We start from the raw sequence: 22,041 nt of genomic DNA, 5'->3' as shown, positions 1-22,041 counted from the left end.
ATCCGTGCAGGCCTCTACTCCCGGGGCCCGGCGGGGATCTCCTTCGTCCGGGGGATGGGGGAGAAGACCAGCAGCAGGATCGGCAGGATGGCACCGGCGACGACCGCGACGAGGATGGCGAAGCGCAGGCCGACGGCGTCACCCAGCAGGCCGGCGCCCAGCGCCCCGAGCGGCGCGGGGATCAGGCCGAGGGAGTAGATCGTGCCGATCACCCTGGCCTGCAGGCGCGGCGGGGTGATCGACTGCACCAGCGTCATGTTGCTGACGAAGAAGACCTGGTTGCAGGCCCAGACGACGAACTGGGACGCGCCGAGCATCACCGCGGCCGTCCAGACGGAGCCGGAGGCGAACGGCACCAGCAGCAGCGAGCAGTTGCCGATCACCGTGCTCCACAGCAGGGTCGGGCCGATGCCCAGGCGGCGCATCGTCCGCACCGACAGCGTCGCGCCGAGGATCGCGCCCACCCCGCCGGTCGCCATGACGGCTCCCACCCACTCCGGCGGCAGGTCGGGGCCGCCCCTGAGCAGGAACAGGATGTAGATCGACTGCATCGCGCCCATGACGAAGAACGAGTACAGGCCACTGGCGATCGCCAGCGGGCGGATCATCGGCTGCGTCATCACCCAGCGGAACCCCGCCCAGATGGCCCGGTGCACGCTGCCGGCCGTCTCGTCGTCCGGCTCGGGCCGCGCCTCGGGACGGCGGATCAGCAGCACCGCCACCGCGGAGAACAGGTAGGAGAACACGTCGATCAGGATCAGCATCGGCGCGGCCATGACCTTCAGCAGCGCCGACGCCGCGCCCGGACCGGCGGTCTGCGCCAGCGACTCACTGAGCTGAAGCTTGCCGTTGCCCTCCGCCAGATGCGACAGCGGCACCAGCGAGGGGAAGTAGGAGCGGTAGGCGACCTGGAAGAACACCGACAGCAGGCTGAGCGCGAACACCACCGCGTACAGCGCGCCCAGCGTCAGGGAGTCCATCACGTACAGCAGCGGCACCAGCGCCAGCACCACGGCCCGGCCGAGGTCGGTCCAGATCAGCACCGGGCGCTTGCGCATCCGGTCGACGTAGACGCCGAACAGCAGGAACCCCAGCATCGGCAGCCGGACCAGCGCGCCGAGCACCCCCATCTCGGTCGCGCTCGCGCCCAGGGTGACGACGGCGATGAGCGGGATCGCCACGTAGGAGATCTGCGATCCGGCCTGGGACAGGGCCTGCCCGGCCCAGAGCCGCAGGAAGTCGGGGTTGCCCCAGAGCGTGCCCCCGCCCCCGGGTCCGGATCCGGCGTGGGCGGTCCCGTCCCCGGCCCGCTCGTCTCCGCCGTGCCCGTCCCCTGCGGCCCCGGGGGTCGCGGGGTTCTCGGGGGTCTCGGGGGTGTCGGCCTCCCGCACGTTCCCGGCCTCCTGGGGGGACGAGTCCTCCCGCGTGCGCTCAGCCTCCGGTGACACCATCGTCGATCCAGCTCCTCACTTTGGCGGCCGCCTCGGCGACCAGGGGTTCGAAAAGGACGACCACGCGCTCGCCGGGGATGGGCTCGATCGCGAGCGCCCCCTTGACCACGGACCTCCAGCCCAGGTCGGGCCGATCGCCGACGGGCGCGAACAGCGCCACGTCCCCGTCGTAGGGCTCGTGGCGGTAGCGGCCGACGGCGTGCGCGTTGGCCCGGAACACCCGCAGGTAGCGCCGCGCCTGCTCGACGTCGGCGGTGTCCGGGGCCAGCCGCCGCTCCCGGCCGGCGGCCTCGATGACCGCCAGCAGCATCTCCTCCGGGCCGAGTCCCGCGAACTCGGCGGCATTCGTCTCCAGCGGCCCGCCGGCCAGCGCGTGCGTCATGAGCGAGGCGTCGTCCTCCAGCGAACTGGTGATCACCGGCTCGTCGGCGTCGGAGTAGAACAGCACCACCAGCGGCACCTCCTCCCCGAGCGCGCGCAGCCGCCTGGCGATCTCCAGCGCGATGTTGCCGCCGATGCAGAAGCCGCCCAGCACGTACGGCCCGGCCGGCCGCAGCTCACGCAGCCGCGCCACGTAGTCGTCGACCATCTCGGCCATGGTCGGGTGAGGGTCCTCGCCGGAGGCCAGGCCGCTCGCGGCGATCGCGTACACCGGCTGGTCGGGGCCGAGCCTGCGGGCCAGCGGCAGATAACGGAAGACCTGCCCGCCGAGCGCGTGCACCAGGAAGATCGGTGGCCGGTCGCCGCCGGCGTTGAGCGTGACGATCCGCTGCCCGGCCGACAGGTCCTCCGGGCCGCGCAGCAGATCGGCGAGGCCCGCGACGGTCGGCGAGGCCAGCACGGCGGCCACCGGCAGCTCCCTGCCGAACTCCCGCCGGATCCGCGTGGCCAGCCGCAACGCCAGCAACGAGTGCCCGCCCAGGTCGAAGAAGTCGTCGAACACGCCGACCGCGGTGACGCCGAGCACGTCCTCCCAGACGGCGGCCAGCCGGCCCTCCACCGGATCCCTGGGCGGCACCCGGTACCGGTCCGGCTCCGGCCGTTCCGGCTCGGGCAGCGCGGCCCGGTCGAGCTTGCCGTTGGCGGTGAGCGGCAGGGCGTCCAGCGTGACCCACGCCGCCGGGATCATGTGCTCGGGCAGCCGGTTCCGCAGCCGTGACCGCCACTCCACCTCGGCGCCGCCGGTCACGACGTAGCCGACCAGGCGGTTACCTGCGGCGACGACCGCGGCGGCGCGCACCTCGGGCTGGTCGAGGAGGGCGGCTTCGATCTCGCCGGGTTCGACGCGCATGCCGCGGATCTTGAGTTGGTCGTCGAGGCGGCCGAGGTAGTCGAGTTCGCCGTCGGGTCGCCATCGGGCGCGGTCTCCGGTGGCGTAGAGGCGGGATCCGGGGGGTCCGTAGGGGTCGGGCAGGAAGCGTTCGGCGGTGAGGGCGGGTCTGGCGAGGTAGCCGCGGGCGAGTTGTACGCCGCCGATGAACAGCTGCCCCGGCGTGCCCACCGGCACGCGCGCCATCCGCTCGTCGAGCACCTCCAGCCGGGTGTTGTCCACCGGCCGGCCGATCGGGACCACCTGTTCTGCCGGGTCGCACCGGTGCCAGGAGACGTCCACCGCGGCCTCGGTGGGGCCGTACAGGTTGTGCAGCTCCGCCCCGGGCAGCCGGCCGGTGAAACGGCGTACCAGGTCGGCCGGGAGCGCCTCACCCGAGCACACGACCCTGCGCAGCCCGCCCGCGGGCCGCTCCGGCAGGCCCTCCGGCGAGGCCTCCGGAAGATCCCTCACCGGGTCCGCCGGAAGGCCGTGGTCCGCCGGCAGGTCACGGTCTGTCGGCAGGTCACGGTCTGTCGGCAGGTCACGGTCCGCCGGAAGCCCCCTCAGCAGGTCCTCCGGCAGGTCGAGGAACGCCTCCAGCATCGACGGCACGAAATGCGCCGTGGTGACCCCCTCGCCGGCGATCAGCCCGGCGATGCGGCCGGGGTCGTAGTGGACGCCCGGCTCGGCGACCACCAGCCCCGCGCCGGTGACCAGCGGCCAGAACAGCTCCCACACCGACACGTCGAACGACATCGGCGTCTTGTGCAGGACCCGGTCGGCCGGGGTGAGGCGGTAGGTCTCCTGCATCCAGCGGAGCCGGTTGACGATGGCGCGGTGGGAGACGCCGACGCCCTTGGGCCGGCCGGTCGATCCGGATGTGAAGATCACATACGCGAGGGAGTCCTCCGGGAGCGGCTCGCCGTACCGGTGGCCCTCCGGGAGCGGCTCGCCGTCCCAGCCGTCCGGCAGCGTCACCGTACGGGTGGCCGGCGGGGCCTGCCCGGCCAGGGCGGCGGAGGTGAGCACCACCGAGGCGCCGGCGTCGGCCAGCATGTCCCGCAGCCGCCCGGCCGGGTGCCCCGGCTCCAGCGGCAGGTAGGCGCCGCCGGCCGCCAGCACGCCCAGCAGGGCGGCCGGCAGGTCCAGGCTCCGCTCCAGGTGGACGCCGACCGGCTCGTCGGCCCGCACCCCGGCGTCGCGCAGCGCCGCCGCCACCTGCTCCGCCCGCCGCGCCAGCTCGCCGTAGGTGATCCACTCTCCCGCGAAGCCCACCGCCGGGGCGTCCGGGACCGCGGCCGCGCGGGCGAGCACCAGGCCGTGCAGGGTGCCTCCGGCGTGGTCGCGGCCGGTGGCGTTCCAGCGGGTGATCGCCGCGACGTCGGCCTCGCCGATCTCCGGCGCACCGGTGACCGCCTCCAGCACGTGCGCGGCCAGGGACTCCATCTGCCCGCGCGGGAACTGCGCGCCGTCGTAGGAGACGGTGAGCGTCAGCCCGCCGCCCGGGACCCGGACGAAGGCCACCGTGCACGGCACGTCGGTCTGCTCGAAGAACTCCTGCCCGGTGACGGCCGGGCCGTCCTCGGGCAGCCCGCCGTACACGTGGAAGTCCCTGAAGTCGAACAACGTGTCCAGCAGGGGGGAGCGGCCGGCGAGCCGCTGGATCTCGAACAGCGGATAGTGCCGGTACGGCACGGCCGCCACCTCGGCGTCGAACACCCGCCGCACCAGCTCGGCCCGGTCGGCGGCGTCCAGCCGCACCCGCAGCGGCAGCGTGTTGAGGAACAGGCCGAGAACCTCGCCGCCACCCTCGCTCTCCGGCCTGCCGTGCCCCAGCACGCCGGTCATCACCTCCCGCTCGCCGGTCACCAGGCCGAGCGCCAGCAGGTAGGCCGTCAGCAGGATTGTGCGCGGCGGGACCCGCAGCTCACGGGCGTCGCGTTCCAGCGCGGCCACCGCGGACGCCGGCACCGGTACGGCCAGCACCTCGGCGGCGCGCGGCCCGTCCGAGGGGAACCCGGGCAGCCGCGGCAGGCGGCTGTCCGGGGCGTCCGTCACCCGCTCCCGCCAGAACTCCCGCGCCTCCTCCGAGGCCACGGCGGCCCGTTCGGCCGCCACCAGGTCCCGGAACGCCGCCCGCGGCGGCGCGAGGCCATCGGCCCGCCTCTTCGGGTCACCGGCTCGCTCCTCCGGGTCGCCGGTTCGTCTCCCCGTGCCGCCGGTCCGCTCCAGGCGGCCACCGGTTCGCTCCTCCGGATCGTCGGACCGCCCCTCCCGGTCGCCGGGCCGTTCCCGGGAACCGGCGGCGTAGCGGCGCAGGATCTCGGTGACCAGGGCGGCGACGCTCCAGCCGTCGAGGATCGCGTGGTGGAAGCTGAGGCTGAACGCGAACTCACCGTCGTCCAGCACGTGCGCGCAGGCACGCATCAGTGGCGGAGACGCCCAGTCGAACCCGGTGCGCTTCTCCGCCTCCCGCCACTCGGCCAGCCGCTCCCGCGCCCCGTCGCCGCGCAGGTCGGCGACCTCCAGCGGGATGACGGCCGTGTCATGGACGAGCTGCAGCGGCTCGCTGAACCCGGTCAGGTCGAAGGAGGTGCGCAGCACCGGGTGCCGGGCGGCGACCTCGGCCAGCGCCCGCTCCAGCGCGGCCGCGTCGAGACCGCCGCGCACAGTGATCGTCATCAGGTCGTGGTAGGTGGAGCCGCCGGTGTCGAGCTCGCTGTGGTACAGCATGCCGGCCTGCAGCGCGGCCAGCGGATACGCGTCCTCGATCATCGGTCGCCTTTCCCGAGTTTGGCCAGGTCCTCCGGACTGAGCAGGCCGAACGCCTCCGTCGCGGGCGTGCCGGCCGGTGCGGGGCCGTCCGCGCGGGTGAGGGCGGAGGCCAGTTCCGCGACGGTCTGGTGGGTGAACAGCCGCTGCAGGTCGAGTTCGTAGCCCCTGCGCCGCAGCCCGGCCACCACCGACAGGCTGCGGATGGAGTCGCCGCCCACGGCGAAGAACCCGTCGTCGCGGCCGATCTCCTCCACGCCCAGCACCTCCCGCCACACCTCGGCCACGTCGCGTTCCGCGCCGGTGCGGGGCGGCTCCGCGGGAAGCCCGCCGCGGCCGTCCGGCGGGGGCAGCGCGGCCCGGTCGAGCTTGCCGTTGGCGGTGAGCGGCAGGGCGTCCAGCGTCACCCACGCCGACGGGACCATGTGCTCGGGCAGCTCCTGGCGGAGCCACTCGCGGGGATCGGGGGAGCCGCCGGTTCCGTCGCGCCAGACCATGTAGCCGACCAGGCGCGGCCCGGCGGCGTCACGCCACACGCCGACCGCGGACGCCTCCAGACCGGGATGCCGGGCGAGTACGGCTTCGATCTCGCCGGGTTCGACGCGCATGCCGCGGATCTTGAGTTGGTCGTCGAGGCGGCCGAGGTAGTCGAGTTCGCCGTCGGGTCGCCATCGGGCGCGGTCTCCGGTGGCGTAGAGGCGGGATCCGGGGGGTCCGTAGGGGTCGGGCAGGAAGCGTTCGGCGGTGAGGGCGGGTCTGGCGAGGTAGCCGCGGGCGAGTTGTACGCCGCCGATGAACAGCTGCCCCGGCGTGCCCACCGGCACCGGCCGCAGCGCCTCGTCCAGCACGTACAGCCGGGTGTTGTCCACCGGGCGCCCGATCGGCACGGTCTCCTCACCCGGCGCGTAACGGTGCCAGGAGACGTCCACCGCGGCCTCGGTGGGACCGTACAGGTTGTGCAGCTCCACCCCGGGCAGCCGGTCGGTCAGCCGCCGCGCGGCGGCGGCCGTCAGCTCCTCGCCGCTGCAGATCACCCGCCGCAGCGACCGGCAGTCCTCGATCCCCTCCTCGGCGGTGAAGGCGGCCAGCATGGACGGCACGAAGTGCGCCGTGGTGACGCCCCGGCTCCGCACGAGGTCGCGCAGGTAGGCCGGGTCGCGATGGCCGCCGGGCCGGGCGACCACCAGCGCCGCGCCGGTGATCAGCGGCCAGAACAGCTCCCACACCGAGACGTCGAACCCGGCCGGGGTCTTGTGCAGGATGCGGTCGTCGGGGGTGAGGCGGTAGGTGTCCTGCATCCAGCGCAGGCGGTTGACGATGGCGCGGTGGGAGACGCCGACGCCCTTGGGGCGACCGGTCGATCCGGACGTGAAGATCACATACGCGAGGGAGTCCTCCGGGACGTCCCTCCCGGGGAACGCCGCGAAGCCGGAACCGGACCCCGGCGCCGTCGTGCCCTCCGCGGTACCCGTCCCGGTGTCCTCGGCGGCGTCCTCCGGGCCGTCCTGCGAGGTGCCGTTCGAGGTGCCCTCCGGGGCGTGCCCGGCGGACGGCATCGGTCCGGGGGCCCGCTCCAGGACCGCGTTGAGCTCCGTCGCGCCGGCCTCGTCCAGCATGAGCCGGACGCGCCGCTCCGGCAGGCCCGGGTCCAGGGGCAGGTAGCCCCCGCCCGCCCTGAGCACGGCGAGCAGCCGCACGGGCAGGTCGAGCGAGCGTTCGGCGTGGACGGCGACCACGGAGTCCGGCCCCGTCCCGCCGGCGGCCAGGCGGGCGGCCAGCAGCGCCGACCGGGCGTCCAGTTCGGCGTAGGTCAGCGTTCCGTCCTCGGACACCACCGCCGGGGCGTCGGGGGTGCGCGCCGCCTGCTCTTCGAACAGACCGTGCAGCGTGCCGCCCGGATGGTCGCGGCGGGTGGCGTTCCACCGGTTCAGCACCAGCTCCCGCTCCTCGGGCGGGAGCACCTCCAGCTCCGACAGCGGGGTGTCCGGGGCGTCGGCGACGGCGCGGAGCAGCGCCAGGAAACCGCCGGCGAGACGCTCGACGGTGTCCGGCCGGAACAGGTCGCGGTCGTAGACGAACCTGGCCGCCACGCCGTCACCGGTCTCCGCGGCGTACAGCTCCAGGTCGAACCGGGCCGTGGTGGTGCGCAACGCGAACGGCTCCGCCCGCCGCCCGCCGCGCGCCCCCGCCGAGCCCGCCGGGTTCACGGCACCCGCGGCTCCCGGAGACTCCACGGGGGCCGTGGATTCCGGAGAACCCGGAGAACCCGGAGAACCCGGGGAGCCCGTCCCGGGCACCGCGTCCAGGTAGCTCTGCAGGGCGAACAGCGCCTGCGCCAGCGGCGGGCGGCTGGTGTCCCTGGCCACGTCCAGTTCGGCGACGAGCTTCTCGAACGGCAGCTCCTGGTGGGCGTAGACCTCCAGCACGGCGTCCCGGGTGCGGTCGAGCAGCTCCCCGAAGCCGGGGTCGCCGGACAGGCGGGCCCGCATCGGCAGCAGGTTGACGAACAACCCGACCATGTCCTCCAGCTCGGCCAGGTCCCGCCCGGACAGCGGGGAGGCCACCGCGAAGTCACGCTGCCCTGACCAGCGGGCGAGCGTCGCCTGGAACGCCGCCAGCAGCGCCATGTAGAGGGTCGCGCCGCGGGCGCGGGCCCGCTCCGCCAGCCCGGCGACGAGGCCGGCGTCCAGCCGCAGGTCGTGCCACGCGCCCCGGTGCGCCGGCCGTACGGCCCTGGGCGCGTCCGCCGGCAGGTCCAGCGCGGGCAGCCCGGCCAGTTCCCCGCGCCAGAAGTCCAGGTGCCGCTCCAGGTACGGCCCGGCCAGCCGCTCGCGCTGCCGGAGCGCGTAGTCGCCGTACCCGGCGCGCGGTTCGTCCCGCCGGCCCCGCCCGTCCGGCCCGTCCGGCTCACCCGGCCGCCGCGCCTCGCCGAGCAGTTCGCCGAGCAGGATCTCCGCCGACCAGCCGTCGGCGACGATGTGGTGCACTGCGACCACCAGGACGTGGTCGGCGGGCCCGAGCCGCAGCAGCGTCACCCGCAGCAGCGGACCCGCGGCCAGGTCGAAGGGGCGCTCCGCCTCGGCGTCGGCGATCCCGCGCGCCTCCTCGGCGGAGGCGGCCTCGGCGACCCGCAGCAGGACCCGCGCGTCCGGATGCCCGGCGGGGACGATCCGAACCTCCGGCCGCCCGTCCGGGGCGGCGGGGAAACGCATGCGAAGGCTCTCGTGCCGGGTCACGGCGTCGTCCAGCCGGTCCTGCACGGCCGCGGCGTCCACCGGCCCGCGCAGCCGTACCGCGGCGGGCAGCACGTACGTCGGGGTGCCGGGGGTGAGCTCCTCCATGAACCAGATGCGTTCCTGCGCGAACGACAGCGGCGGCGCCGTGCCCTCCGGCCGTCTGGGCAGGGCGGGGGCCGCCCGGCGGTCCCCGGCGGGCGGGTCCGGCTCGCCGTCCTGACCGTTCCCGGCGAGCAGGTCCAGCTCGCGGGCGAGCCGCCGGGCCGACGGGTGGGTGAAGACGAGCTTGAGCGGCACGTCCAGTCCCGTCGCGGCCGAGAGCCGGGCGACCGCCCGGGTGGCCAGCAGCGAGTGGCCGCCGAGCCGGAAGAAGTCGTCGAGCGCGCCGACCTTCCCGGCCCCGAGCACCTCGGCCCACACCGAGCACACCAGTTCCTCGGTGGCGGTGGCCGGGGGCAGGTGGTCGTGCCCCGCGCGCGGCCCGGGAGCGGGCAGCGCCGCCTGGTCGACCTTGCCCGACGGGGTCAGCGGGATCCGGTCCACGGTCACGACCGCGCCGGGCACCATGTACGACGGCAGCTCCGCCGCCAGACGCGCGAGCAGCCCGTCCTCCGCCTCCGCGAGACGCGACGCCTCCCGGGGTACGGACGCCTCCCGGGGTACGGACGCCTCCCGGGGCACGGACGCCTCCCGGGGCACGGACGCCTCCCGGGGCACGGACGCCTCGCGGGGCACGACGTAGGCGACCAGGCGGCGGTCGCCGGGGATGTCCTCCCGGACCGTCACCACCGCCTGGGCGACCCCGGGGAGGGCTAGGAGGCGATCCTCGACCTCACCGGGCTCGATCCGGTAGCCGCGGACCTTGACCTGCCGGTCGACGCGGCCGAGGATCTCCACCCGCCCGTCCGGGCGCAGCCGCGCCCGGTCACCGGTGCGGTAGAGACGCGACCCCGCAGGGCCGTACGGGTCCGGGACGAACCGGGAGGCGGTCAGCGCCGGCGCCCCCCGATAGCCGCGTCCCACCCCGGCTCCGCCGACGCACAGCTCGCCGGCCACCCCGACCGGGACCGGCGAGCCGTGCTCGTCCAGCACGTGGACGCGGCCGCCGGTGAGCGCGTGGCCCACGGTGGGCCGCCGGGACGCCTCGGGGGGATCCAGCTCCGCGGCGGTGGCGATGATCGTCGTCTCGGTGGGGCCGTAGCTGTTGACCAGGGTGACCCGCTCGCCGTGCTCGGCGTACCAGGCGGCGAGCGCCGGGGCGGGCAGCGGATCGGCGCCCAGGATGAGCAGCCGCAGCGTCTCGGGCCACGCGACGCGGGCGGCGGTCAGCTCCTGCCAGTAGGAGGTGGGCAGGTCGATGACGGTCAGCGACCGCCCGCGCGGGGTCCGCAGGAAGTCGGGCAGCGGCTCGTCGGGGGCCAGCACCAGCTCCGCCCCCGAGGTGAGCGCGGGGTAGACCTCCTCGGCGTGGGTGTCGAACCCGGCGGAGGCGAACTGCAGCACCCGGTCACCGGGCCGGATGCCGTACTCGCGGCGCATCCACGCGACGCGCGCGTCCAGCGCGCGCCGTTCGACCTCCACGCCCTTGGGCCGGCCGGTCGACCCGGAGGTGTAGATCACGTATGCCAGGGCCGCCGAGCCGGCCGCCGATCCGGTCACCGGCGGGACGGCGGACATCGGGGCGGGGGAGGGGGCCGCGGGCGGCGGGCCGTCCGCCGCACCGCCCGGAGTCCTCCCCGGAAGGTCGTCCGCCGCGCCGTTCAGGATGGTCCCCGGCGGGCCGTCCGCGACGCCGTCCAGAGTGATCACCGGCAGGGCGTCGCACTCGAGCAGGCCGTCCTGGGCGAGCAGCAGCGACGCCCGCGCGTCGCGCAGCATCCAGCGCAGCCGCCCGGCGGGATGGGCCGGGTCCAGGGGGAGGTAGGCGCCGCCGGCCTTCAGTACGGCCAGCAGTGCGACGATCAGCTCGGGGCTCCGACGGGCGCAGACCCCGACCACCGTCTCGGCCGTCACCCCCGCGGAGACCAGCCGCGCCGCCAGCCGCTCCGCGCGGTCGCGCAGCTCGCCGTAACCGAGCCGCCGGTCGCCGTGGCTGACCGCGACCGCGTCCGGGGCGAGTCGCGCCCGCTCGTCGAACAGGCCCAGGACCGCCGCCGCGCCGCCCGTGCGGTCCGCGTCCCTCGCAAGGCCCGCGCCGGGCCCGCCGCGCGTGTCCTCCGCGTCCCCCAGGTCCACCGCGTCCTTCACGCCGCCCGCGCCGCCCGCGCCGCCCGCGCCGCCCGCGCCGTCCGCGCCGTCCGTGTCCGTGTCGTGCGCGGCGGACGCGCCGGTCCACCGGGAGGACGGCAGGGACGCGGTGACGGCCGGGACGCGGTCCTCGGGCAGCAGCATCGCGGCGCGCAGCCGCGACAGCGGGATGTCGCGGTCGTCGACCACGGCCTCCAGCATCCGCTCGTACCGGCGCAGCATCCTGGAGACCGTGCCGTCCTCGAACAGGTCGGCGTTGTAGGACAGCATCGCGTACAGCGAGCCGGAGCGCGGCGTCACGTCCAGCATCAGGTCGAACTTCGCCTGACGCGCCCCCGGGTCGAACACCTCCGTCTCGACCCCGGCGATCTCCAGCTCCGACGCCTCCCGGTCCTGCATCACGAACATGGCCTGGAACAGCGGCGTGGTGCTCAGGTCACGCTCGACCCGCAGTTCGTTCAGCAGCCGCTCGAACGGGATGTCCTGGTGGGCGAACGCCTCCAGCACGACCGTCCGGACGCGGCCGAGCAGTTCCCGGAAGCCGGGGTCGCCGGACAGGTCGCCGCGCAGCGCGAGCGTGTTCGGGAAGAACCCGACGACCCGCTCCAGCTCGGGACGGTCCCGCCCGGCGATCACCGAGCCGACGCACACGTCGTCCTGCCCGGAGTGCGCCCCGAGCAGCGCCTGGAACGCCGCCAGCAGCACCATGAACGGCGTGCACCGCTCCTCGGCGGCCAGCCGTTCCAGCCGGGCGGTCAGCCCGCCGCCGAGCCGCCGCACCGCGTAGCCGCCGCTCGACGAGCGCACCGCCGGCCGGGGCCGGTCTGTGGGGACGTCGAGGACCGGCACCCCGGCGAGCCGTCCGCTCCAGTAGTCGAGCTGCCTCCGCACGGCGGCCTCGTCCACCCGCTCCCGCTGCCAGGCCGCGTAGTCGGAGTAGCGCAGCGGGACGGGCGGCAGCCCGGCCTCGCGCCCCTCCAGCCGGGCGGCGTAGCAGTCGGCGAACTCGCGCAGCAGGATCTTCAGCGACCAGCCGTCGGCCACGATGTGGTGCAGCACCACGCACAGCACGTGGTCGGACGGGGACATCGTGATCAGGTGGACCCGCAGCAGCGGCCCGGCCGCGAGGTCGAACGGCCGGTTCGTGAGGTCGGCGACCAGCCTCGTCGCGAGGCCCTCCCGCTCGGCCGCCGGGGCGCCGCCGAGGTCGAAGACCTCCGGCTCGACCGGCTCCGGCGGACCCGCCTCCTGCACGGGGCGCCCCTCGCGGACGGTGAAGCGGGCGCGCAGCGTCTCGTGCCGCTCCACCAGCCGGCCGAAGGCGTGGCGCAGCGCGTCCACCGAGACCGGCCCGCGCAGCCGCTGCACCATGAACATGTTGTAGGAGGCGTCCGCCGGGTCGAGCCGCTGCAGGAACCACAGCCGCTCCTGCCCGAAGGACAGCGGCGCCGGACCGCCGGCGTCCGGCCGCGGCGGGATCTCCTCCCGCCGCGGCGCCGCCTTCCCCCGCAGCTTCTCCTCCAGCGCCGCCCGCTGCTCGGGACTCAGCCGCGCGAGCCTCGCCCTCAGGTCACCGTCACCCATCCGCCGGGTCCTCCAACGCGGCCAGCAGTTCCTCCAGCTCGTCGTCTCCGCTCATCCGCAGCTCCAGCAGGGCCAGCGCGTGCTCGGCCACCGTGGTGGCCTCGAAGCAGCGCCGCAGCGGCATCTCCACGCCGTAGCCCTCCCGGTAGCGGGTGACCAGCGACACCGCCAGCAGCGAGTGCCCGCCGAGCTGGAAGAAGTCGTCGTCGACGCCGATCCGGTCACGGCCCAGCAGCTCACCCCAGAGCGCGCACAGCTCCTCCTCCAGCGGGGTGCGCGCCGCCGCGTACGGCGTGCCGAGGTCGGCCCGTCCCGAACCGCCCGGCGACGGCAGCGCGTCACGGTCGAGCTTGCCGCCGGGCGTCAGCGGGACGTCGTCGATCCCCACGAACGCCTGGGGGACGAGCGCGGCGGGCAGCTTCCCGGTCAGGTGCCTGCGCAGGTCGGCGGTGAGCGCGCCGGGATCGCCGGCCCAGTCGACGTAGGCGACCAGGCCGCGCCCGCCCGGGGCGTCGTCGCGCAGCGCCACCACCGCCCGCCGCACCTTCGGGTGCTCGGCGAGCAGCGCCTCGATCTCACCCGGCTCGACCCGCCAGCCGTGCACCTTCACCTGGTCGTCCAGGCGTCCCAGGAACTCCAGGTCGCCGTCGCCGTTCCATCGGGCCGCGTCGCCGGTGGCGTACATCCGCGACCCCGGCGGGCCGTACGGGTCGGGGACGAACCGGTCGGCCGTCAGGCCGGGCCGTCCCGCGTAACCCAGCGCGACCTGCGTCCCGCCGATGTGCAGGTGCCCCGGCACGCCCGCCGGGACCGGCTGGAGGCGGTCGTCCAGGACGTACAGCCGGTTGCCGGGCATGGGCCGGCCGATCGGCAGCGTGTGCCGGGACCCGCCCGGCTCCACCCGCCAGGCCGACACGTCCACCGCCGCCTCCGTCGGCCCGTAGAGGTTGTGCAGCTCCACACCGGGCAGCCGCCCGGCGAACCTGTCCGCCAGGCGCGGCGTCAGCTCCTCGCCGCTGCAGATCACCCGCCGCAGCGACCGGCACGACTCGATGCCCGTCTCCTCCAGGAACAGCGCCAGCATCGACGGCACGAAGTGCATCGTCGTCACCGCGTGCTCCTTGACGAGGTCACGCTGGTGACCCGGGTCGCGGTGCCCGCCGGGACGGGCCGCGACCAGGACGCCCCCGGTGACCAGGGGCCAGAAGAACTCCCAGACCGACACGTCGAAGCTCGCCGGGGTCTTCTGCATGACCGCCTCGCCCGGGGCGAGGCCGAACCTGCGCTGCATCCAGGCGAGCCGGTTCACCACGCCCCGGTGGGTGTTGACCACCCCCTTGGGGCGGCCCGTCGACCCCGAGGTGTAGATCACGTAGGCGGGGTGATCGGGCCCGGTCACCGGCGCGGGGGCGTGCGACGGCCCGTCCCCCCAGTCGCCGGGATCGTCCAGCAGCACCGGCTTGACCGCCCCACGGGGAAGCAGGTCACGCAGGTGGCTCTGGGTCAGCAGCACCCGGGCTCCGCTGTCGGTCAGCATGAACGCCAGCCGCGCCCGGGGATACTCCGGGTCCAGCGGCACGTAGGCCCCGCCGGCCTTCACCACGGCCAGCAGGGCGACGACCAGGTCCGCCGACCGTTCGGCGCAGACCGCCACCGGGGCGGCCGGGCCCACGCCGATCCGGCGCAGCCAGTGGGCCAGCCGGTTGGCGCGCTCGTCCAGCTCGGCGTAGGTCAGCGTGACGCCGCCCGCCACCACGGCCGGGGCGCCGGGCGTCCTGGCCGCCTGGGCCTCGACGAGCGCGCCCAGCGTCGCGCCGCCGCCCGCCAGGGCTTCCGCGGGACCCGCCTCCGCCGGGCCCGTCTCCGCGAGGCCCTCGCCCGCGCCCACCGCGCCCGCCGTACCTCCGGCGCCCGCCGTACCCGCCGTACCCGCCGTGTGCTCCGGGGAGCCGGCGTCCGTCCCCGTGCCGAGCGCCAGGATCCGCTCCCGCTCCTCCGCGGTGAGCAGCGGCAGCCGGGAGATCGGCGTGCGCGGGCCGGCGACGGCCCCCTCCAGCAGCGTCTCCAGGTTCGCCGCGAACCGGTCCATCGTCGCCCGGTCGAACAGGTCCGTGCTGTACTCCAGCCGGGAGTGCAGCAGCCCCCCGCGCATGTTCAGGTCGAGCTGCAGGTCCACCTTGGCGGTGCCGTTGGCGATCTGACCCTCGTTGGTGTCCACCGCCAGGTTGAACATCACCTGGTAGATCGGCGGCACGCTCAGGTCACGCGTCGGCTGCAACGCCTCGACCAGCCGCTCGAACGGCAGTTCCTGGTGGTCGAGGGCGTCGGCCACCGTGTCGCGCACCCTCGCCACCGCCTCGGCGAACGTCGGGTCGCCGCCCAGGTCGGTACGGAGCGCCACGGCGTTGACGAACATCCCGATGACCGGCTCGGTCTCCGGCAGCAGCCGCCCCGCGATGGGCGTGCCCACCACGATGTCCCGCTGCCCGGACCACCGCGACAGCACGGTCGCGAACGCGGCGAGCAACACGACGAACAACGTCGCGTTCAGTTCCTTGGCCAGCCGCTCCACCCCCGCCGACAGCTCCGCGGAGAACACGCCGAGCCGCATGTCCCCGTGGTAGGTACGGCGGCGCGGACGCGGCCGGTCCGCGGGCAGCGCCAGGTCGGCCGGTATCCCGGCGAGCCGCTCCCGCCAGTGGGCCAGCTCTCCCTCGACGAACTCCCCGGTCAGTCGGCCGCGCTGCCACGCCGCGAAGTCGGCGAACTGGATGGGCAGCTCGGGAAGCCTCGGCTCCCGGCCCTCGCCCAGCGCGTCGTAGCACTCCTCCATCTCGTTGACGAAGATCAGGCTCGACACGCCGTCGAAGACCGTGTGGTCGAACACGCAGACCAGCCGCAGGTCGTCGCCGGCCATCCGCACCTGTCGCAGCCGCCACAGCGGCGCCCGGTCCAGCGCGAACGGCTCGGCCGCGTCGGCCTTGGCGAGCCTCGCCAGCTCGGCCTCCCGCTCCTCGGCCGGCAGGTGGGTCAGGTCGGTCTCGGTCAGCCGCACCTCGGGAGACTCGCCCGTGACGACCTGCACCACCTGGCCGTCGCGGAACTCGAAGACGGTCCGCAGCACCTCGTGGCGGCGCACCACCCGGGCGATGGCCCTCTCCAGCCGGCGCGGATCGACCGGCTGGCGGGCGCTCATCGGGATGAGCATGCCGATGTTGTAGACGGCCAGGTCGGGCTCGAAGCGGGCGAGGAACCACATCCGCTCCTGGCCGGAGGACGCCGGGAAGACGTCCACCGCCTGCCCGCTCACCTCGCGCCCTCCACACCCGCGCCCGCGTCGGCACCCGCGCCCGCGCCCGTGCCCGCGCCGGTACCCGTGTCCGTTCCCGTGCCCGCGTCCGTTCCCGCGCGGGCGGCCATGGCCTCGCGCAGGCTCCGCGGCCGCATGTCGGTCCACACCCGCTCGATGTGGGCCAGGCACTCCTCCCTCGACCCGGTGAAACCCTCGTCGTGCCAGCCGTCGGGGTTGCCCCGGCCGGCCGGCCAGACGGAGTACTGCTCCTCGTCGTTGACGACGACCTTCGTGTCGGCGGCCATCGTGTCGGCGGTCTCGGCGCCGGCGGCGTTCGTGTCCATGACTGACTCGCTCACTGCTGCTCGCTCCTGCGGGGAAGCCGGGGGATGACGGTCTGGCCGGCGGGCGCGGACGGGGCGTCCGCCGCCGTGGCGGCGCGGGTCTGCTCGATCAGCGCGGTGACCCCCGCGACCGTGGGCTCCTCGAACAGGCTGCGCATCGGCAGCCGCACGCCGAGCTCCTTGCGGATCAACGCGATGAGCTGCACCGCGATCAGCGAGTTGCCGCCGAGTTCGAAGAAGTCGTCGTCGACGCCGATGCGTTCACCGCCGAGCACCTCGCCCCACAGCCTGGCGACGGCGGACTCGACCTCACCGCGCGGTGCGACGTAGTCGTCGTCCGCCGCCCGCGCGGGCCGCTCCGCCACCGCCGCCGGGTCCAGCTCCGTCTCGACCGTCTCCTGGGTGACCGAGCCGACGTTCGCCAGATAACCGGCCAGCGGCGTCGCCGCGACCACCACCTGCGGCCCCAGCGGTACGGCCAGCAGACGGCGGAACGCCTCGGCGCCGTCCGCGGGACGGATGCCCACCTCGCCCGCCGCGTCCGTCTCGGCCGACGCGTCCTGCCCGCCCCGCCCGACCGGCGCCTCCGGCGTCGGCGGCCCGTCCGGGACGCCCTCACCGGCCGCCGCGCGCTGCGCGCCCGCGTGGGCCGTCACCCCGGCCACCACGGCGTCGGTGTCGATCCGCCGCAGCACGTAGTCGGACATCTCCGCCAGGACCGTGCCGTCCATCCCGATGAACGTCACGTCCACCGCGAGCACCTCGTCGGTGTCGCTGTCCCGGAACCGCATGTGGCTCCAGAACGACCTCGGCAGCCGGTCCCGGACGGTGATCCGCCCGTACCCGAGCGGCAGGTAGTGCCCCTGGATGTCCACCCAGGTGAAGGACGTCGCGCTGTCCATCATCGCCGGGTGCAACCCCCACCGGTCCAGGTCCAGCGCCACCAGGTCGTCGGCCTCGAACAACCCGAGCGCCTCGTTCCGCCCGACGCGGCACTCCCGCATGTTGCGTCCCCAGTGCGGGCCGAGGTCCAGCAGCCCCGACAGCGGCACCCCGCCCTGGTCCGCCCCCGCCGGAGCGCACCGCGCGGCGATCGCCGCCACGTCCACGTACGGCGCCGGCCCCGGATCGACCCGGGCCGCCGTGCCCCGCGCGTGGACCCGCTCCCGGCCGCCGATGACGCTGCGCACCTGGAACTCCGCGCCCTCCGCCTCCGGGGCGAACACCACCCGGATCTCCGCCGACGCGCCGTCGGCCACCGACAGCGGCTCGACGAACACCACGTCACGCAGCTCCACCACACCGTCGGACGGCGGCAGCACCGCGTCGCTCGCGCACCGGGCCATCTCCACGTGCCCCGTGCCCGGCAGCACCGGCACACCGGAGATGCGGTGCTCCTCCAGCACCCAGTGCGTCTCGGGGGCGAGGTGCCCGCCGACCCAGCCCAGGCCGTCACCGTCCGGCTCGTGGCGCGCCGTCAGGATCGGATGGTCGACCGCCCTGATCCGGTCGCCGCGCTGCAACGCCACGAACCCGGCCGGAGCGGCGACCTCGGCCGCCATGCCGACCTCCAGCCACCTGCCCCAGTTGACCGACACGACCGACGTCGCCCGCCAGCCGTGCTCACCCCTGGCGTGCGCGTCCAGGAAGTTGTTGGCCGCGCAGTAGTCGACCTGCCCGAACCCGCCCGCCACCGCGGTGATCGACGAGCACAGCACGACGGCCTCCAGGTCGAGGTCGCCGAACGCGTCGCGCAGCGCGAGCGTCCCCGCCACCTTGGGCGCCAGCACCTCCTCGGCCGCCGCCCGCTCCTTGACCTCGGCCATGCCGCCGCCGGGCAGTCCCGCCGCGTGCACGACCACGTCCACCCGGCCGAACCGGGCGAGCACCTCGTCCCTGACGCGCCGCATGTCGTCCGCGCGGGTCACGTCGGCCGCGAGCACCGTCACCTCCGCCCCGGCGGCCTCCATCCGGCGGATCGCCGCGATCGCCCGGCCCTCCCGGCCCGCCGGGTGCGCGTCCCACTCCGACCGGTCCGGCAGCCCGGACCGCGACAGCAGCGCCAGCCGCACCCGCGCCCGGGACGCCAGGTCGGCGGCCAGCGAGATCCCGATGCCGCCCAGACCGCCGGTGATCACGTAGACCTGCCCGTCCTGCGGCCCCGCCCCGGCGCCCGCCGCCCCGGCCACGACCTCCGCCGCACTCGAGGCGTCCGCGGCCACAGCGCCCGCCGATCCGGCTCCGGTGCCCGCGGTCCCGGACGCGTCCGGCACGGCGGGCACCTCGACCTGCTCGTAGTGCCGCAGCCAGCGCCGCCCGCCCCGCAGCGCCACCGACGGCAGCAACCCCGCCTCGTCCGGCTCCGGCCGCCTGCCCAGCTCCGCCGCGGCGTGCCGCGCCCAGTCGCCCCGCCCGCCGGCGTCCACGTCGACGTGCCGCACCCGCAGCCACGGCGTCTCCAGCGGCACCACCCGGGGGAAACCGGCCAGCGTCGCGTGCTCCGGCCGCAGCAGGTCACCGCCGACGACGTCCTCGGTCCCCGAGGTCACCAGATCCAGCTCCATCTCACCGGCGGGCTGCGCCGCCGTCAGCGCCTGCACCAGCGCCAGCACGCTGAAGAAACCCCGGTCCTGCGCCCGCCACACCTCGCCCGCGCCGTCCGCCGGGCCGCCGCCGGCCGCCCAGGCGTGCACCACCCTGCCCGGCACCGCGCCCAGCTCCGCCAGCAACGCGTCGTAGTCGGCCCGCTCCGCCGGCCGTACGGTGAAACCCGCCTCCGACGCCGAGAACGCCGCACCCGGCCGCACCTCGGTCACCTCGGCCCCCGCCGCGCGCAGCGCCTCCACCAGCGCCGCCGAACCCTCGTCGGCGAACACCAGCGCCCGGCCCACCGGCGCGGACGGCACCGGCACCGGCGCCGCCTGCCGCCACACCGGCACGCTGAACCACTCCGGCAGCGGCAGCTCCCCACCGGCCGGCGCCGCGTGGTTGGCCACCCCGCCGACGAACGCCCCCTGCGGATCCGGGTCGATCCACGCCCTGCGCCGCTCCCACGGATAACCCGGCAGCGACACCCGCCGGCCCGCATCGCCGAACTCGCCCGTGTCCACGCCGTTCACCCACAGCGCCCCGACGGCGGCCGACAGCACCCGCACGTCGTCGCCCACGTCCTTCGGACCCGGCAGCGACGCCAGCGGCGCCACCCCGCCCTCCGGGACCTGCGCCTCCGCCAGCCCGGCGAGCTGCCCGCCGGGACCGCACTCGATCATGATCCACTCGCCGTCGGCGAGCAGGTTCGCCACGCAGTCGCCGAACCGCACCGGCTCCCGCAGGTGCCGCGCCCAGTACGACGGGTCGGTCGCCTCCTCCGCCGTTATCCACGTGCCGGTCACGTTCGACAGGAACGGCAGGCCAGGCGCCGACCGCTCCACCGAGGCCACCAGCTCCCGGAACTCCCCCAGAACCGGCTCCATCATCGCCGAGTGGAAGGCGTGGGAGGTGCGCAGCACCACCCCGCCCACCCCCTCCTCCTCCAGCTCGGCCGCCAGCTCCTCGATCGACGCCGACGGCCCCGCCACCACGCACGTCCCCGGCCCGTTGACCCCCGCGACCGACACGTCGTCCGGCAGCAGCGGACCGATCTCCTCCGGCATCAGCCGGACCGCCAGCATCGACCCGCCCGGCAGCCCCTGCACCAGACGCCCCCTGGCCGCCACCAGCCGCAACGCGTCCGGCAGGCTGAACACCCCCGCCAGCGTCGCCGCGACGTACTCCCCGACGCTGTGGCCGATCATCGCCGCCGGCTCCACGCCCAGCGACCGCCACAGCACCGCCAGCGCGTACTCCACCGTGAACAACGCGGGCTGGGTCAGCTCGGTCCGCCGCAGCCGCTCCCCGGCCTCCTCGCTCCCGTCGAAGACCAGATCCCGCAGGTCCTCACCCAGCACCGGCAGCAGGATCTCCGCGCACTCGTCCACCGCCTCGGCGAACACCCGCTCCGTGCGGTACAGCTCCGCGCCCATCCCCGCGTACTGCGAGCCCTGCCCGGAGAACAGGAACGCCACCCCCGGGGTGCGCCGCGACGCCGTACCGGAGATCACCCGCCGCGGATCGGCCAGCGCCGCCACCGCGTCCGCCACGTCGGACGCCACCACCGCCAGCCTGCGCGGCAGCTCCCTGCGCCCCACCCGCAACGTGTGGGCCACATCGCCCATCCGCAGGTCCGGATGCTCCGCCAGATGCCCGGCCAGCCGCTCGGCCGCCGCCGCCAGCGCCGTGTCGGTCCGCGCCGACAGACGCAGCAGATGCGCCGCCCGCGCCCCCTCCGGGCCGCCGGAGTCCTCACGCCCGGCGACGGCCGGAGCCTCCTCCAGCACGATGTGCGCGTTCGTGCCGCCGATCCCGAACGAGCTCACCCCCGCCCGCCGCGGGAAACCGTTGCGCTCCCACTTCGTCGGCGCCGCCGCCACATAGAACGGGCTCGCCGCGAAATCGATCTTCGGGTTCGGGCTCTCGTAGTGCAGCGTCGGCGGGATCAGCCCGTTCTCCAGCGCCAGCACCGCCTTGATCAGGCTCGCGATGCCCGCCGACTGCCCCAGATGCCCGATGTTGCTCTTCACCGAGCCGATGCCGCACCACTGCCGGTCGGCCGTGTCCTGCTGGAACACGCTGCTCAGCGCCGCCACCTCGATCGGGTCGCCCAGCGCCGTACCCGTGCCGTGCGCCTCCACGTACGTCACCGTGCGCGGGTCCACCCCGCCCACCCCCAGCGCCTGCGCGACCACGGCCGCCTGACCGTCCATGCTCGGCGCGGAGAACCCGACCTTGCCCGCCCCGTCGTTGTTGATCGCGTTGCCCAGCACCACGGCCCGGACGTTGTCACCGTCGGCCAGCGCCTCCGACAGCCGCTTCAGCACCACCACCCCGCCGCCGCTGCCCCAGATCGTGCCCGCCGCCTTCGCGTCGAACGCCCGGCAGTGACCGTCGGGGGAGACGATGCCGTCCTCGTCGTAGACGTACCCCTGCCCCTGCGGCAGATCCAGCATCGCGCTGCCCGCCAGCGCCATGTCGCACTCGCCGTTGCGCAGCGCCTCCGCCGCGACGTGCACCGCCACCAGCGACGTCGAACACGCCGTGTGCAACGTGTAACTCGGCCCCCGCAGGTCCAGCTTGTACGACGCCAGCGTCGCGCAGTAGTCCACGTGGTTGCCCACCATCACCGCCAGCCAGCCCGCGTTCGCGTGCGCCTGGGCGTTGCTGCGGATGTTGATCCACTGGTAGAAGTCCGAACCCGACCCCGCGTAGACACCGATCTCACCCGGATACCGGAACGGGTCGTAACCCGCGTCCTCCAGCGCCGTGTGCGCCAGCTCCAGGAACAGCCGGTGCTGCGGATCCCGGATCTCCGCCTCCCGGATCGACATGCCGAAGAACGCCGCGTCGAAATCCTGGTGGTCGTCCAGCATCATCGCGGCCGGGACGAAGTTCGGATCCTCCAGCACCCGCTCCGACACGCCCAGCGCCCGCTGCTCCTCCAGGGTGAACCGCGTCAGTGACTCCACCCCGTCCGAGAGGTTGCGCCAGAACCGCCCGGCGTCCCCTGCTCCCGGCACCCGGCACGAAAGACCGATGATCGCGATCGGCTCCACCGTGGGTTCCTCGGCCATGCGTTGGGTCCCTTCCATCTCACTCACGAGCTCTCCTGCGGCCCGGCGGGCCTCACGTTCTCCGGGGCCCGCCGGCCCGGCGGTCCTCTCGGGGGCCCCTTCGGGATCTCTTCCGGGGCCCTGTTCGGGGATGTGGT

General features: G+C 75.1%; 5 protein-coding genes and 1 pseudogene. All 6 read right to left on the bottom strand.

The genetic code is table 11. The features are described from left to right. Nucleotides 1-14: 14 nt before the first annotated feature. Nucleotides 15-1,451: an MFS transporter gene (locus tag ACFYSC_RS00255; RefSeq protein ID WP_389954522.1), complete on the bottom strand. Its 1,437-nt coding sequence runs from the start codon at nucleotides 1,449-1,451 to the stop codon at nucleotides 15-17. Then, a complete protein-coding gene (locus ACFYSC_RS00250; protein WP_389954519.1) occupies nucleotides 1,432-5,538 on the bottom strand; it encodes an AMP-binding protein in 4,107 nt (1,368 codons plus the stop codon). The genes ACFYSC_RS00255 and ACFYSC_RS00250 overlap by 20 nt, the downstream gene beginning before the upstream one ends. Next, nucleotides 5,535-12,602, bottom strand: coding sequence for an amino acid adenylation domain-containing protein (locus ACFYSC_RS00245; RefSeq protein WP_389954516.1), 7,068 nt, complete (start codon nucleotides 12,600-12,602; stop codon nucleotides 5,535-5,537). The genes ACFYSC_RS00250 and ACFYSC_RS00245 overlap by 4 nt, the downstream gene beginning before the upstream one ends. Further along, nucleotides 12,595-15,912, bottom strand: a complete 3,318-nt coding sequence (locus ACFYSC_RS00240) for an amino acid adenylation domain-containing protein (RefSeq protein ID WP_389954514.1) — start codon at nucleotides 15,910-15,912, stop codon at nucleotides 12,595-12,597. Before ACFYSC_RS00240 ends, ACFYSC_RS00245 begins: the two co-directional genes overlap by 8 nt. 107 nt (nucleotides 15,913-16,019) lie before the next feature. Next, nucleotides 16,020-16,199, bottom strand: a pseudogene (locus ACFYSC_RS00235) (MbtH family protein); the annotation flags it as partial. Nucleotides 16,200-16,249: 50 nt separating this feature from the next. Next, nucleotides 16,250-21,922, bottom strand: a complete 5,673-nt coding sequence (locus ACFYSC_RS00230) for an SDR family NAD(P)-dependent oxidoreductase (RefSeq protein WP_389956263.1) — start codon at nucleotides 21,920-21,922, stop codon at nucleotides 16,250-16,252. Nucleotides 21,923-22,041 lie beyond the last annotated feature (119 nt).

Source organism: Streptosporangium sp. NPDC004379 (assembly GCF_042873875.1).
GTDB lineage: Bacteria > Actinomycetota > Actinomycetes > Streptosporangiales > Streptosporangiaceae > Streptosporangium.
Note: the sequence above shows the minus strand (reverse complement) of the source record. Positions and strands in the feature narration are given on the sequence as shown.